A 15,479-nucleotide genomic window follows, 5' to 3' on the forward strand; every position below is an offset into this window, starting at 1 on the left:
TCGCTCCAGTTTAATGTCGGCAAATTAAACTGTTATTCTATCAAAATTTGGGGGGGATATGTCAATTCGTTGAGCTGGTGTCATAAATCTCTATGGGGTTTTGGGTTGACAATTTGCCAAAAGTTTGCTTGATTGGGAATTAATTTAAAGTTATTTGGTTGTGCATTGGGGCTGCCAGTTTTTCTCACTGGTAAACTCAGGGCAGCGATCGCACTTAATAATATTTAATGAACATTGGTATTGTCGGATTGGGTTTGATTGGCGGTTCCCTAGGCTTGGATTTGCGTTCTTTGTTGGAGAGGGAGGGATTAACTGAACCTCTGGGAGAATCAGTGCTACAGGGGGGGCGGGTGTTGGGGGTTTCTCGCCGCCAGTCTACCTGTGAAAGGGCGATCGCTATGGGGGCGGTTGATGAAGCCTCTTGTAGTTTGTCCTTAATGGCTAGGGCGGATATTGTGTTTATTTGTACCCCAATAGGGGCGATCGCTTCTACGGTTGAACAACTATTGGAACACCTGAATCCTCACGCCATTTTAACAGATGTAGGTTCGGTAAAAACTCCTATTGTTGATATTATATCTCCTATAAGGCGGAACTTTGTGGGAGGACATCCCATGGCGGGAACAGCTTATAGTGGTATTGATGCGGCACAGTTAAAGTTATTTGTAGGGCGACCCTATGTAATTACTCCCACGGAAACCACCCCCCCAGAAGCGACGGAGGTAGTGGTGGCGATCGCTAATTTACTAGGCGCGAGGGTTTATCAATGTTCCCCCATGGACCATGATCGGGCGGTAGCTTGGATCTCTCATCTCCCGGTCATGGTTAGCGCTAGTCTCATTGCTGCGACGGCTACTGAGGAAAATCAGGATATCCTGGATCTGGCTTATCAACTAGCAAGTTCTGGGTTTCGAGACACCAGCCGGGTGGGTGGTGGGAACCCAGAGTTAGGGGTGATGATGGCTAAGTATAATCGGGAAGCTGTGTTAAAGTCTTTGTCTAATTATCGCGAAAGTTTAGATAAAATTACACTCGCCATTCAACAGGAAGACTGGGAGACTTTAGAACAGTATTTAACGGCAACTCAACAAGGGCGATCGCGGTTTAATTGTTAAGATTCGGGATAATGCCCTAGTTTGATGTGGGGTAGCAAAACGATTATGGTACAATGTCTAAAGCCCGTTTACCGCCCCACTTCTGGATGATTTGATCATCAAAATCGTCGGCTGTTTCTAAGACAGATAAAACTGAGGACTCTAATTCTCCGGGGTCACAGGTTGAACCGACTATGGTATGGCTAAGGCAAATATTATCATGGTCATCGATCGCAAAACCACCAAAGCGCATTTGAGAATTTTTCAATAATAAAAATTGCATCAATTCCGGGGTAATTTCTGCCCCTTGAACTACGAGCGATCGCGTTTCAATGACAGCATCTTCGTGCCAGGGGTAAATTCGCACTTCCACCCACGCGGAACCCAGAAATAAACCAAAGCCAGGATCGTCTAATTTTTCCCAAGGATACTGAGTGAACATCTCCTCCATCCAGATAGCGACCTGTTCATAACATTCTCGTTGAACTTGGGTCTGAAATTCCATGATTGTTGTCCTCACTTGATATGCCCACTGAGTATAGGGAAACTTGGTTAAATTAGCGTTATAATATCGGTAATCGTGACTAACTTCTTCCCCGATCCACTCTGGTAACTCCACAGCCTGCTCCGGGCTGTTTAATTCCACTTCGGCTAAAATTAACCCCTGATTATCCCCGAAAAATTCGTCAACTTCCCAGATCAGATCACCGATGGGAATTTTATAGCGTTTCTTTTCAATGAGAGGGCCAACGCATAAACTAGATAACATCTGTTCGGCATCCTCAATGGGAATCAGATATTCAAACTCGGCGCGCTGATAGCCCTCAGAAGCGCCCTTAATGGTCAAATAGCCCTGATTTCCGGCGATGCGGACTCGGACGGTTTTTTCTGGGGTGGTGGTGATATAGCCCTGACGGTAAACCACTCCCACAGAAAGCGATCGCCACTGGTCCCCGCGCACTAAAAATTTACGTTCGATCTCAACTGCCATATTTTAGTCAATTTGCCCAATTTACCAAGCTGTGCGCCTATTGTATCGCGCTATCCGGGTCAAGAGTGAAAAGTTAAGCCCTCCCCTGACTAATCGGTGGTATAAAAAAAAATTCTGCATTCTGAGATACCTAAACTTGTAAATTTTTGTTAAGTATGGTAAAGTTGCTTTAACAGAAATTGAAGTAGAGGTACACATAATGCCATTCACCATTGACTCGGCTCGTAGCATTTTTCCAGAAACCCTAGCGGCTGACGTAGTTCCGGCGACGATCGCTCGGTTCAAGCAGCTTAGTGCCGAAGATCAACTGGCTCTCATTTGGTTTGCGTATCTGGAAATGGGTAAAACCATCACCATTGCGGCTCCCGGGGCGGCGAATATGCAGTTTGCTGAAAAAACCCTAGAGGAAATTCGGCAGATGACTCCCCTACAGCAAACCCAAGCTATGTGTGACCTGGCGAACCGGACAGATACTCCCATTTGTCGTACCTATGCTAGTTGGTCTCCTAATATCAAGCTGGGTTTCTGGTATGAACTAGGGCGTTTCATGGATCAAGGACTTGTTGCGCCCATTCCCGAAGGCTACAAACTCTCAGCTAACGCCAACGCTATCCTAGTGACGATTCAAGGTATTGATCCAGGTCAACAAATCACGGTGCTGCGTAATTGTGTTGTTGATATGGGGTTCGATACCAGCAAATTAGGCAGCTATCAACGGGTAGCAGAACCTGTTGTACCTCCTCAAGAGATGTCCCAACGGACTAAAGTTCAAATCGAAGGTGTGACCAATTCCACAGTCCTGCAATACATGGACAACTTGAATGCTAACGATTTTGATAACTTAATTAGTCTGTTTGCAGAAGATGGAGCGTTACAACCTCCTTTCCAAAAACCAATTGTTGGTCGCGATAATGTGCTGCGGTTTTTCCGGGAAGAATGCCAGAACTTGAAGTTAATCCCAGAACGAGGTGTTTCTGAACCGACGGAAGATGGCTATACTCAGATTAAGGTTACTGGTAAAGTGCAAACTCCCTGGTTTGGTGGTAATGTGGGGATGAATATTGCTTGGCGCTTCTTGCTGAACCCAGAAAATAAGGTTTTCTTTGTGGCGATCGATTTGTTAGCATCTCCCAAAGAGTTGTTGAACTTGGTGCGCTAGAATGGAGTTCACCTAGAAATTATATAGGCGAGCGTTTTCTCAACAAAAGCGCTCCCTTTTCTGCTGGGGATAAAGTCGATTCCCCATCGATTGAATGTGGCGATGATTGTAGTGTTACGGGCAGTAAAAAGTTACTTGAGGTTAATAGGAGAAAGAAGACCGTGTTTAATATAGCATTATGAAATGATTTGTGAACTACCAGCGGTTCAGATCAAATTACAACCACAGGAGATAAAGTTCATAATGATTTATCGAAGATTTCTGATGGCTATATGATGATTGATAGCACCTATTTATTGCCTAGATATATTCATACGGTACTCGCGCACTAAATATCGAGCAAATATCGGCTGTGGTAATGCTCAATTAGGTAATGATAAGTGAGTGAAATTAATTGGTCTGAACAGGATAAAAACGCGGCTGTAGATGCCTTACACAAGGCTTATGAGCGGGAGGTTAAGATTCTGATTGATGAGGTTAAACAAAAAGCGTTTAATCTGACAGAAATTGACGAGGTGTGGAAATTGCATGATTTTTTGAGTGCCAGAAGACACGATATTGATGGTAAGTATGACTATCGAGATGCTGCCAGTGTGTTTGTGTTAGCCACATTAGTTAAACAGGGATGGTTAAGCCTGGAAGAATTACAGGTTTTGGGTCAAGATAAATTAGCGAAAATCTCGGCTTTGACTAGGCTCTAATTCTCGCACCTATTGAATAAGGGCGGGTTGAGTAGTTGGACTGTTGAGAATCAAAACTGATTACTGAACCCGCCCCCAGTAATAAGACTTATCAATTTTCGGTGGCTATGGCTGCTGTTTTAGAAATTCCTCAACTTGGGCGGCGGTGGGTTGGGCAGCGATCGCTCCTAATTCAGTAGTAACCAAGGCTCCCACTGCACTAGCATAGGTAACGATCGCCCTAGCGGTTTCGGGGTTATGGAGGCTAGGGATACCCAACTGCAAAACTTGGTGAATAAAGCCAGCCACAAAGCCATCACCTGCGCCAGTGGTATCTTGAACTGGGACAGAAAATCCGGGAAAATAACCCTCATGATCTCCGAGACAGTAAGAACAGCCGCGATCGCCTTTAGTAACTAAGACCCCCTCCACGGAGTCTAGGCGATAGTTAATGGTACCAGGATCAGTAGTATCAAATAGCCAGATACTTTCAGACTCTGATAATTTGACAAAATCAACCTGTTTGAGCAAATCCATAATTAGGGGTTTGGCTGCTTCCGGGTCTGGCCAAAAATTCGATCGCCAGTTAATATCTACTAAAATCTTGAGATTATAGCGATCGGCTAACTTCAAAGCACGACTAATAGCATGGCGGGTTTCCTGGTAGGCGAGTTCCAATGTACCCAACACCAAAAAGTCAGCATTTACAAACAAAGACTCTGGTATGGCTTCGGCTTGCAAATAGGCATCAGCGAAATCGATAGTATTGAGATTCCCAAATCCGGCAAACTCTCGCTCACCAGTGCCTGAACGCAACACATAAACCCGTCGGGTGGGTGCTGATGGGTGTCTTTGAATGCCTGTAGTATCAACCCCGACCAATTGAAGAAACCCCAGGAGGCGATCGCCGCCTTCATCAGAACCCACCGCCCCAATAAACCCGGCAGAGGTTCCCAATTTCACCAAAGCACAAGCGACATTAGCCGGAGCCCCTCCCGGGTGAGCCGTCCAAGACTTAACTTCTCCCCAGGACTGGTTAGGCTCGTCTGCCAAGCAATCAAATAAAATTTCACCGAGGCAAATAACGCGAGAATGATTCATCTTGACTGTCAAAAATAGAGTTCACAGAATCTGCGCTGGGGCAGAAGCATCTGAGGTTAGAAGACGCAAATGGATTGTACAGTTTAAAATGGTGATAAGTAAGTAAATATGCAGAGATAGGATACCTCTATGTCCGACAGTAAATTCAAATCCCCTGTCTCCCTCTCGGAAAGAGAACTACAGGTTGTGGAACTGGTGGCGATCGGTTTGACTAACCAGGAAATCGCCGAAAAGCTGGAAATCAGCAAACGTACAGTAGATAACCACATAAGTAACATCCTGACTAAAACCTCGACAGGTAATCGGGTGGAGTTGGTCCGCTGGTCTTTGCAATGGGGTAAAGTTTGCATTGATAATATCAATTGCTGCACCCTACCAGAACCAGAATCATCAGCAGAATTAACTGATAGTGTTGATGAAACTGTATCCTCTCCTATAGTTGAGTAAATATAGATCACTGATCATCATGGCAAGTTGTGACTCAAAAATCTGTTATCACCTTTGCTGTCCGCGATTACCTTTAGCGGTTTATCGGGAAGTGGCTGCTCACCTGCGACAGGTGGAGGGTGTACAGACGGGTTTAGTGCCTATGTCTAAAGATACCGACGGCGGGGAATTGCCGAAATTTGACCCCATTGAGAGTCAAATCGCAGCCCTATCAATTGAATATTCGGAATCATCTGACGGGGACATTAACTCGCAAGTTGAACGGATTTTAGCTTATTATGGCGATCGCTATGGTTCTTGGCAATCTTTAGACACCATCAACATAAATTGATCACCAGGAAATTGATCAGTACAGAAGGCTCACAACTTCCCTGAGTATGGGGATCATGCTCCTAGCGGTGAGTCATATTTTGGCACGGATTTATATATTAGAGATGGAATCAATTCAAAGTTTACGAGGAACCCGTGATATCCTCCCAGAGGAAGTCGGTTATTGGCAGTGGGTAGCTTCTGTGGCTGAGGAGACTTTGGCGCGAGGTAATTATCAAGAAATCAGAACACCGATTTTTGAGCCAACTGCCTTGTTTGAAAGGGGTATCGGTGAGGCTACGGATGTGGTGGGAAAGGAGATGTACACTTTCTGCGATCGCGGCGATCGCTCTATTACCCTGCGTCCTGAAGGTACAGCCGGGGTAGTCCGAGCTTATATTGAGCGAAAACTATTCGCTAACCCTGGTGTACAACGACTATGGTATATGGGGCCGATGTTTCGCTACGAACGTCCTCAAGCGGGACGACAACGACAATTTCATCAACTTGGGGTGGAGGTTCTCGGTAGTGATGACCCCCGCGCTGATGTGGAAGTGATCGCGGTGGCGGTGGATATCCTCAAGAGTTTGGGAGTCACCAATCTGCATTTGAATCTTAATTCAGTAGGCGATCGCACCGATCGCCAAAATTATCGTCAAGCCTTGGTGGATTATCTGACACCCTTTCAGGACGAACTTGATCAAGACTCTCGCGATCGCCTTACCCGTAACCCCATGCGGATTTTGGATAGTAAGGATGAACGCACCCAGGAAATTACCCGCGACGCTCCCAGTATTTTGGACTATCTGGGAGAGCGATCGCAATCTCACTTTGAACGAGTCCAGTATTTGATTAAGGAATTGGGGATTTCTTACACGCTCAATCCTCGACTGGTTCGCGGTTTGGACTATTACACCCATACTGCTTTTGAGATTATTTCTGATGACCTTGGCGCTCAGGCTACCGTTTGCGGCGGTGGTCGCTATGATGGTTTGGTCCAGGAACTTGGCGGCCCGGAAGTCCCGGCGGTGGGTTGGGCGATCGGTTTGGAACGTTTAATTATTCTGCTTCAGCAATTGCACCAACCTCCACAAGTTACCCCAGAATTATATTTGGTGTCTCGCGGAGAAAAAGCCGAGGCTAATAGTCTGATTTTGGCTCAGAAACTGCGTCAAGCGGGGTTGAGGGTTGAATTAGACCTGAGTGGTAGTGCTTTTGGTAAACAGTTTAAACGAGCCGATCGCAGTGGTGCTGTGGCTTGTTTGGTGTTGGGAGATGCTGAAGCGATCGCCGGAACTGTGAACCTCAAATGGTTGAAAAGTGGCGAGCAAACTGTCTTCAATCAAGTTGATCTAATTGCCAAGGCTGACCAAATTAAACAACAGTTAATTGCCAACAATTAATTATTAGTTAATTGGCTGTTTTTGTTGAGTAAAAACAAGGGGGGTAATTGTGGAAATGACTGCTGGGAGTGATTAAACTGCCATAATTCTTGTTAATTAAAAAGGCGGTTTTTGCAGATATGGGCGGGTTAGAAAATCACGGTTAATTGACAATAAACTGCTGAACCCGCCCTAATTTATAGGAATCGTCAAAGGTTTAAGTTTCCGAGGTGGAAGAGTGGTTAAAGGCGGGAGTTAGATAAGCCGCCAAAACAGCGATTAAGAAAGCCGAGACGTTGCGAATTACCGGAACCCAGTCGGAGGTGCGACTAATTACCGGACCCAGACCGAAGGCTATAAATAAAATGCCCCACAGGGGAGAAAAGATTAAGGCCCATTGCCAAGCCACAATTTGTCCGGGTTTACGGGGAATAGCCGCAATACCACAAATCACCCCACCCAAGGCGGAGGTGATTAAGGTGAGAATCCATTGTTCTCTGGGAAGACCGGGAACTACTCGACAACCACCATCTTTGAGTAAACAGGTTTCAATGGTTTGGATAGATTGCAATATTGATTGATCTTCACCATTATCGCGGACAAAGTATTGATTACCGTAGCGGGTCTGAAGTTCCACCCAAAAGGTTCGGGTCAGCAGGTCGTATAGATCCCGACCGACACTAAAGTTAAGAATATTACCGCCGCGTTGATCAGCTACCAATAGGACACTGTGTTCATCAAGTCCCCAATATTGCTTAACGGCGCGACCGGGAGTGCGATCGAACTGAGTTAGGACCCTGAGTTTCCAGCCAGTTTGGGATTCAAACTGTTTCAGGTCTTCGGCTAAAAGGTCTTCTTGAACGTCTGTCAGCAGTTCAGCTAAATCTATGATCGGGGTTTGGACTTCGGGTAAAAGTTCAGGGTTGTTGTAAGCGCCTGCTACAGGTGCGATCGCCCAGGTGGAAAGCACGACACAGAATACAGCAATGAATCGGAAGAGTTTGTGCGACCAGATTTGTTGCATAGATATTTTATACCAAATAATCAAATGTGAACGACGGCAGATGTTGCTTAACCCACAGATAATGCCAACTCATATTCGTTACAATTGTTAACCTTATCATAAAATCGGAGAAATGCAGCCAGTGTCTATGACGATTCCTGATCAGGGTAAGGAGGCTTGTTAACTCCTCTGGTAGGTGTTCTCGCACAATTGGCGATCGCTATCCCTAACATTAGGATTATGGTCAAGATAGTTGCGAACCCACTCACAAGCCTTGTCTACGAGACTATCGAGATCCAAATTCCACAGAATCACGCTGTGGTCGCGACTAGCGGAGGCTAATGTTCGGCCATCTGGACTGAAAGTCAGAGACATAACACTATCACCATGTCCCATCAAAGTTTTTAGCAAAGTTCCGTCCTTAGCGCTCCAAATGCGAACATGACTATCATAACTAGCGGAAGCCACTAAAGACCCATCAGGACTAAAGACTACACGAGTGACACTATCGCTAGTCCCTTTTAATAGGGTATTGAGCAAAACTCCCTCCTGAGTCCACAATTTAACTGTATTGTCGTATCCAGCAGAGGCTATAACTTTACCATCGGGACTAAAGTTAACCCCCAAGACATAACTTTCATGAGCCTGGATAGTTTTGAGGCGATCAAGCATAGTATTGGCTGGGTCCCACTTCCACAGAATTAAAGTCCCATCATCACTGGCGGAAATCACTGTCCGACTATCGGGACTAAAACTCACCTGATTAACCCATTCCTGATGTCCTCTGATGGTGCGTAGGAATTGACCATCAGCAGTCCAGAGTTTAATGGTTCCATCCTTGCTTCCGGTGAGGATATACTCACCGTCTGGACTATAAGTCACAGTCATGACGCTATCAGTGTGACCTACTAAGGTGGCGACTGGAGAGGGTACAAACAGAGATTTTGGCATGACCCCAATACCGTTAAACTTGGAAAGCTGCAGTTTACTGGGCCAATTGCGGGACAAGTCGGACTGGGGATTAAGGCGTTTCCAGATTTTGACTGTGTGATCATAGGATGCTGTGGCTAACCATTCTCCGTTAGGACTAAAACTCACGGAAGAAACGCGATCGCTATGACCTGATAGAGTTTGTAGGAGTTTCCCGGAACTACTCCATAATTTCACGGTTGTATCTTGAGACCCAGAAGCTAAGATTTGACCATCAGGACTAAAGCTAACATCGAGAACTCGATCATTATGAGATTTTAAGGTGGCTCTGGGGTTAGTGTGGAGATTCCATAACTTCACGGTTTTGTCATAACTTGATGAAGCTAGGGTGCGATCGTCCGGGGAAAAACGTACCCTTGTTACTTTATCTCCATGACCGCGAAAGGTTTGGAGTAATTCCCCTTCCCAACTCCAGACTTTGACGGTTTTATCAGATCCGGCTGTGGCTAAAGTCCGACCATCCCCAGAAAATGAGACGCAGAAAACAATATCTTCATCTACTTGTAAAGTCCTGAGTAATTCCCCTTGGCGAGTCCAGAGTTTCACTGTTCCATCTGTACCGCTGGTGGCTATGAATTGACCATTGGGGGAGAAATTAACTGCATAAATTACCGAGTCCCGTTTGGTAGTGTGGGTGATACTCATTAATCTTCTACCCTGTTGGTTGAAAAATTGCACGTCTCCTTGATTGGCTGCGGCGGCTAATATTTCCCCGTCAGGACTAAAGTTAATCCAGGTGAGTGCGGTATGGCGAAAACGAATAGTGCGGATGATTTCTCCCTGTAAATTCCATAGTCTGATGGTGCGATCGCTCCCCGCCGAGGCTATCATTTGACTATCAGGAGAAAAGCGAACGGATTTTACTCTATCTGTATGTCCGATGAATGTTTTTAACAGTTTACCGTCCCGACTCCATAGTTTAACTGTATGGTCATCGGAAGCCGAAACTAACATTTGACCACAGGAACTAAAATCTAGGCTAGTTACATTATGATTATGTCCGGTTAAAGTGGCGATCGCCTTCCCTTCAGGAGTCCATAATCTGATAGTATTATCTGTACTAGCAGAGGCTAACATATCCCCCGTGGGACTATAAACTACATCCCACACTATATCCGCGTGACCCTCTAGGCGGTTCTGTTCATGAATCCCATAAACTCCTTGTCCTAGGGTGGCTGCTACCCGAATTTCCGCCTCATGGAAACTGTTAGCATTGAGAGATAAGGACTTAATTTTTTTGATTTTTTGAGCCGCTTTTAAACTTTCCAGTAAAGCATCAAAACGATAATTAGAGAAAAATAGTGCCTCGGAAGATGCTGTTAATGAGGTGATATAAGATAGGCGTTTTTGTTGGTAAGCAATTTTGGTTGATACCCCTAATCCGAGAGTGGCAATAATTGACACACAAAGCAGTTGTTTTAAGAGTCGATTCCGGTGTATCAGTTGTTTTTCGCTTTCGCTTTGAGCCGCTTCGGCTTGGGTTTTTGCTTTCAGACTTTGTTGCAGTTTCTTTTCGATTTCTACCTGGCGCTGTGCGGCGAGAATTCTATAGCGTTCTCGGATGGGAAATACGAGATAATCATACATGAGTTGATAGCGGTCTTCTGTTTGCTCATGCTGACGGAGTAGCAAACCTGATTCTAGGATAATATCAATAAAATTATGATGATTATCGCTGGGTTTATTATCCCCAAATTTACCGGGAGTAACCGTAGATTTATCTGGTCTAATCGCCGCGATTAATTGCGATCGCGTTTTCATGGGACGGGCGAGTTTTTCATCCGTAAGCGCAAATAAAATATCCCAGGCTGCATTGGCGTTGGGGGAGCCGCAGTCTTGAATAATACCATTAATAAAATGCTCGATTAGTTGGTTTTTGGGATGGTCTCCGAGTCTCTCATATTCGGCTAAGGTCGTGATTCCTCTTAGTCCTTCTTCCTGGAGTTGCGAGCAAACTACCTGTAATTCAATTGGTCTCACTTCGGAGCTTTCATCCGCTAAATCTTTTACTAATTTATCAATTAAAGCCGGTTCTAGATGAAAGTTAGCACGTTTGGTTAAAGCCTGAATAACTCGGTGAGCTTCCCTCTTGGTAAAATCTCGCAAATGATAGCGAATATGTTTATCTAAAATATTGTTATTGATAGCATCTAAAGGCGATAAATATTCCGATTCCAATAACCAGGGTAAACACTCTTCGCGCAAGGAAATAATTACCTTGACAAAAGGCGCGTTTAGACAGAGATTTAAAAACTCATAAAATGTCTGGCGTTGTGAGCGATCGCGACAGAGAAAAAAGAATTCCTCAAATTGGTCGAAAATGATAACAGTCAGGAAATTTTGCTCCGCGTTTTTCTGGAGACGACTGTTAATAAATGAATCGGGATGCAAAATATATGAGCTGCGATCGCGATGATTCAAAGATTGGATGTCCGTGGTATTACATAGAGCATTACTACCTTGGGAAGCCTTGATAATTTTCCGATACCAAAGCCGTTTTAAATTCTTGGCTTTAATATTCAGACTATCTTGATTAATTAAGGCTGTAGCTAAGGCTGCTTCTAGTTCTCGCACCCAGTCTGTATAACTATTAATGACCACGGGTAGAACATTACGAGCCCCTAAACTAATTTCCGCCATAGCTGGGACTAAACCCGCATTAATTAACGAACTTTTACCGACTCCAGAACTACCATGTAGGACAATTAATTTATGATCATCTCGTCCTAACCTGTGAATCAGATTATTAATATCTTTATTTCTGCTATTATTAGTCATCTCAAAACCCGGACTAATAGCCGCTTTTGAGGTATTATTTTTAGAGGAAATAACCGGGTTTAATGCCTGTTTAGATGGCTGCAATTGATGAACCCCAATAAAAGCCCGAAAACCGTATTGATGCTCAACTTCTCGTTGTCTTTGTTTAATCCGAAATGCTTTGATATATTGACCTTGTTCGTAGTAGAGATTACGCAATTCCGCCAAAATATCAATATACAATTGCGGATCATAACTGGGGGAGGTTTCTTGTCGGGCTTTTTCTAGTTCCTTAATCGCTGTTTCCCATTCATTTAAATGTTTATGACTGCGAGCCAATAGCAGCAGATAAGTTCCCCGTTCATTGGGGCGCTTTTCCGAGTCAATAATTGCTAGGGCTAGTTTAGTTAGTTCTAAGGCTTTATGCCATTTTTTCTGCTGAAGAGCTACTTCAGCCATAAATCCATAATCTTGGGCTAATTGGCGATCGCCACCGTAGGCTAAATGGATTTTTATTCCCGTTTCCGCTAGGTTCTGTAAATCCTCCCATTGGTATAATCCCTTCAGAACATCCCCTAAATAACAGAGAATTCCAGCTACTAAATCTGGTCTTCCCGCCATTTCAAAAGCCTGTCGGGATTGTTCTAAGTGGGTTTTAGCTGAATGCAGCACTTTGACGTTAGTACCTGGGGATTTGGCATGGGGAATGTGTCGCGATCGCATAGCTTTTAGGCGATCGTTTAAGGCAATGTGAAATAAGATAATCCCCCGGATAACTTGATAGGAAATAGGATAGGCAAATTGATAGGGGTCAGCACTGGTTGTGGTCGGAGAGATCCAATTTTCCAGATCCGCTAAACTTTTTTGATAATGAACGCGCGCCTCCTCTCCTAAGTCTTGAGCATCTTTATCTAAGCCAAAAATAAATTGTTTCGTCCCTTGGAGAAAAAGGTTAAGTTCCACTCCCCTGTGTTGTAAATCTTTCCAAGCAAATTCTAATTCCCGGCGACGACTCGAACCAATACTTAGGTCATATTTCGGGGATTTTGACCTGCCATCAAATTTGCGGCTTTGCAGTTCTCCTGACCTAATTCGTAATTCCGCTAAGGAAAACAGCGTGTTACCTTGCAGGGTCAGTGATTTAATCAGGTCTGGGGTCGCCATTTCAAATTTAATCGTAGCTGCACCCCAACTTTTAAAGTCTGGCGCTAGTCGGATTAGTTTTTTGGCTAGGATATCTGTAGTCCACAATACTAAAGGACAGGAAAAATTCTTCCGAAATTCATCCCGGACTTGGTTGGTCGAACTTAGCAGGGTTTCTAAAGCCTCTACTGTGTCTAAACCCATGACCATTAAGACGCTAGGGGTAGGGGTGGCTATGCGATCTAATAATGTGGTGTAGAGGGTGGTAACTTTCGGGGAAAGCGTGATGGTTTGAATGGTCTCTGCTTCTGGTAATTTTTCCCGTAATTGCTTGATCACTTTCGTTTGCAGATAGGAATAGTTACAGCTTACTAAAATTAGAGAAAATTGACCTTTGGAAAAAGAAATAGCGCGGGCTAATCTTTGTAGCGATCGCTGATTTTGGCTCTCGAATTTCTGAGGCGTTAATTGATTAGTCATGGCTGAATTTAACCCGGTGAGTTGAGGGTGGCTATTTAATCAGTATTCGTTAGGTGAGGATTGATAATTTTGGAGTTTCCCCGGCTCCAATTGTGGCTGATTCCCTGAGATTATAGATGCCTATCCAGTCGGTGGCTTAGACATCATTAAATATTCACAATTAATTGAAAATTACCATCCAGTACAGATAGCAATACTCAATCAATTTTTCATTAGTCAAAATACTATAGCGTGATTTCTGTGGTTGATTAACACTGGTGGCTGTGGCCCCCCAATGCTCAACGCTCTCACTACAATCTGACTTATAGTATGCTGGCATTCTGACTAAACTACACCCTGACTCCTACTTATTATACATGATAATGATAAATTTTAAAAAAAAATAAAAATTTAACACTTCCCGTAATTTTTGTGCGAGAAAACCCGAAAAACTAGTCGCTATCTTGGCCGAGATTTCCGGTAAAATTGGCAGCAAAAAATAACCGATATGTCTGACCATAATATCGGCTGGTAGATGGTCTTAATTAGGACTTATTGGCAGATATTGAGCAGATACTAATTAATTCATGGCTGCTGGTGGATGAGTGGGAGATTTATTAAGTTGCCAATTTTGATATTTGGGTGTATCTATCAAAGCTGGGTTAATGCCAAACCAACGACCAGAGCGATCGCGATATTCAAAGACAAACATACTCCGCAAGAGGGTTTGACATTCATCTTCCCCGCGCACGCTTTGATTTTCGACTACTTGCAAAAGTAAATCCCACTCGTCATCGGTAATAGCTCCTAATAGGTCATCGCGATATTCCCGAATTACCGTCTCTAAACAATCAGCCGAAAAAGGTGGATCATCCTGTTGTAGACAACTGTACATTAACATTAGCAATCGTCTCATGTGACCACCACTAACCCGACAGAGGCGATCGAGAACTTGGGGGGTCTCAAACAATTCGGGAATATAAGAAATCCGTTCTTCGGGTGGTAAATTCGGGAAAGCACGCGCTAAAACCATCTGTTGCAATAAAGCCATACCTTGGGGATTATCTGAACCATCTCGATTGCATACCGGAACCATCGGCAAGACTTTTGGTTTCACCCCAAATCGACTGGAAAGCCGACCATAATCATTAGAAAACATTAAAGTTAAAGGAATTGTATAGACCACATGACAATGTAGCCGTCTGAGTTGCTCACCCCGATCAACAAATAAATATTCTGGCTGAGTACGTCCCCAGGATTTGGGGGAATTATCTACCCGATCTAAATTATCAACAATCACTACTAACCCGTTTTTGCCTCTCTTTTTGAGAGTCTCGTTAGAAGGTTTAAGTAGTTCCTCATTAATCGCCTCTAAAATAGTGCTAACCCTCGGTTCAAGGTATTGTCGCAGTTGAGATCTCAGTTTAGGGGAATCTTTGGTGCGAGCGGTAATTCTGGCAATACCAATGGAAATTTCCGCCTCACCAGATAATTCAATGGGGGTTTGCAAAAAATCACCAATCTCCGTAAACAGGCGGCCGAAGTATCCGGGTTTTAACTGCACTGCGGCAGTTTGAATGCTTTCGCTCACTTGACGAGCGATCGCCAGTACAATATCACTGATGTCAACATCAGCCATATCCAGATCTTGGGATGACTCAAAGTAAACTACATGGTATCCTTGTTGGTCCAGACTATCTTTGAGTCTAAACAGTTCTGTGGATTTTCCGCACCCGATGTGTCCAGAAAATAACTGACAGGTGGGTTCATCACTGGAAAGCAATGTGATAGTGCGGCTTAACTCGCGAACAATATTGCTGCCGCGAACCGACGAAAAATCGATATAATACTGCTGATCTTCCAGATTCGCCATATCAATGGTTTTGCTGGGATTGCAGGCTTTGTAAAATTGGTTCAGGTTAAGTCCAACCATAATTGACTCACTTATGTTACGATGCCTCCTT

11 protein-coding genes are annotated in these 15,479 nt (G+C 44.2%); 6 read left to right on the forward strand and 5 right to left on the reverse strand.

The annotated features are described in order from the left end of the window. The first annotated feature begins 227 nt into the window (after positions 1-227). On the forward strand, positions 228-1,115 hold the full coding sequence (locus HFV01_RS14330) for a prephenate/arogenate dehydrogenase (protein WP_006625881.1): 888 nt from the start codon (positions 228-230) through the stop codon (positions 1,113-1,115). 43 nt (positions 1,116-1,158) lie between these two features. Here the strand turns inward: HFV01_RS14330 and HFV01_RS14335 are convergent, their stop codons facing one another. After that, positions 1,159-2,085, reverse strand: a complete 927-nt coding sequence (locus HFV01_RS14335) for a CYTH domain-containing protein (protein WP_006669761.1) — start codon at positions 2,083-2,085, stop codon at positions 1,159-1,161. Between the two features lie 199 nt (positions 2,086-2,284). Here HFV01_RS14335 and HFV01_RS14340 point away from each other — a divergent pair, with 199 nt between their 5' ends. Together HFV01_RS14340 and frp are read left to right on the forward strand one after the other, a co-directional pair. Next, on the forward strand, positions 2,285-3,244 hold the full coding sequence (locus HFV01_RS14340) for an orange carotenoid-binding protein (RefSeq protein WP_006625883.1): 960 nt from the start codon (positions 2,285-2,287) through the stop codon (positions 3,242-3,244). 380 nt (positions 3,245-3,624) lie between these two features. Continuing rightward, positions 3,625-3,945, forward strand: coding sequence for a fluorescence recovery protein (gene frp, locus HFV01_RS14345; RefSeq protein ID WP_006625884.1), 321 nt, complete (start codon positions 3,625-3,627; stop codon positions 3,943-3,945). 105 nt (positions 3,946-4,050) lie between these two features. Here frp and HFV01_RS14350 read toward each other — a convergent pair whose 3' ends face one another. After that, positions 4,051-5,025 (reverse strand): carbohydrate kinase family protein, encoded by a 975-nt coding sequence (locus tag HFV01_RS14350; protein WP_006669762.1) that lies wholly within the window; start codon positions 5,023-5,025, stop codon positions 4,051-4,053. A gap of 129 nt (positions 5,026-5,154) precedes the next feature. Here HFV01_RS14350 and pedR point away from each other — a divergent pair, with 129 nt between their 5' ends. The 3 genes from pedR (at position 5,155) to hisS (ending at position 7,184) form a co-directional block, all read left to right on the forward strand. Beyond that, positions 5,155-5,472: a photosynthetic electron transport-dependent transcriptional regulator PedR gene (gene pedR / locus HFV01_RS14355; RefSeq protein WP_006625886.1), complete on the forward strand. Its 318-nt coding sequence runs from the start codon at positions 5,155-5,157 to the stop codon at positions 5,470-5,472. A gap of 19 nt (positions 5,473-5,491) precedes the next feature. After that, positions 5,492-5,803, forward strand: a complete 312-nt coding sequence (locus tag HFV01_RS14360) for a hypothetical protein (RefSeq protein ID WP_006625887.1) — start codon at positions 5,492-5,494, stop codon at positions 5,801-5,803. 103 nt (positions 5,804-5,906) lie between these two features. Further along, positions 5,907-7,184: a histidine--tRNA ligase gene (gene hisS / locus HFV01_RS14365; RefSeq protein ID WP_035760203.1), complete on the forward strand. Its 1,278-nt coding sequence runs from the start codon at positions 5,907-5,909 to the stop codon at positions 7,182-7,184. A 196-nt stretch (positions 7,185-7,380) separates the two neighbouring features. On the opposite strand, the gene HFV01_RS14370 is transcribed toward hisS, so the two are convergent. The 3 genes from HFV01_RS14370 to HFV01_RS14380 all read right to left on the reverse strand — a co-directional run bounded on the left by HFV01_RS14370 (position 7,381) and on the right by HFV01_RS14380 (position 15,448). Next, a complete protein-coding gene (locus HFV01_RS14370; RefSeq protein ID WP_006669763.1) occupies positions 7,381-8,187 on the reverse strand; it encodes a TPM domain-containing protein in 807 nt (268 codons plus the stop codon). Between the two features lie 159 nt (positions 8,188-8,346). Next, on the reverse strand, positions 8,347-13,536 hold the full coding sequence (locus HFV01_RS14375; protein WP_193521227.1) for a WD40 domain-containing protein: 5,190 nt from the start codon (positions 13,534-13,536) through the stop codon (positions 8,347-8,349). Between the two features lie 559 nt (positions 13,537-14,095). Continuing rightward, complete coding sequence (locus HFV01_RS14380; RefSeq protein WP_193521228.1) at positions 14,096-15,448, reverse strand: P-loop NTPase fold protein; 1,353 nt, start codon at positions 15,446-15,448, stop codon at positions 14,096-14,098. Positions 15,449-15,479 lie beyond the last annotated feature (31 nt).

This window comes from Limnospira fusiformis SAG 85.79 (assembly GCF_012516315.1).
Classification (GTDB): Bacteria; Cyanobacteriota; Cyanobacteriia; order Cyanobacteriales; family Microcoleaceae; genus Limnospira; species Limnospira fusiformis.

Bases quoted from the DNA above. Each gene is read 5' to 3' on its own strand.
- HFV01_RS14330 (WP_006625881.1), top strand. From the start codon at position 228: ATGAACATTGGTATTGTCGGATTGGGTTTGATTGGCGGTTCCCTAGGC.
- HFV01_RS14335 (WP_006669761.1), bottom strand. From the start codon at position 2,085: ATGGCAGTTGAGATCGAACGTAAATTTTTAGTGCGCGGGGACCAGTGG.
- HFV01_RS14340 (WP_006625883.1), top strand. From the start codon at position 2,285: ATGCCATTCACCATTGACTCGGCTCGTAGCATTTTTCCAGAAACCCTA.
- HFV01_RS14350 (WP_006669762.1), bottom strand. From the start codon at position 5,025: ATGAATCATTCTCGCGTTATTTGCCTCGGTGAAATTTTATTTGATTGC.
- pedR (WP_006625886.1), top strand. From the start codon at position 5,155: ATGTCCGACAGTAAATTCAAATCCCCTGTCTCCCTCTCGGAAAGAGAA.
- HFV01_RS14360 (WP_006625887.1), top strand. From the start codon at position 5,492: ATGGCAAGTTGTGACTCAAAAATCTGTTATCACCTTTGCTGTCCGCGA.
- hisS (WP_035760203.1), top strand. From the start codon at position 5,907: ATGGAATCAATTCAAAGTTTACGAGGAACCCGTGATATCCTCCCAGAG.
- HFV01_RS14370 (WP_006669763.1), bottom strand. From the start codon at position 8,187: ATGCAACAAATCTGGTCGCACAAACTCTTCCGATTCATTGCTGTATTC.
- HFV01_RS14375 (WP_193521227.1), bottom strand. From the start codon at position 13,536: ATGACTAATCAATTAACGCCTCAGAAATTCGAGAGCCAAAATCAGCGA.
- HFV01_RS14380 (WP_193521228.1), bottom strand. From the start codon at position 15,448: ATGGTTGGACTTAACCTGAACCAATTTTACAAAGCCTGCAATCCCAGC.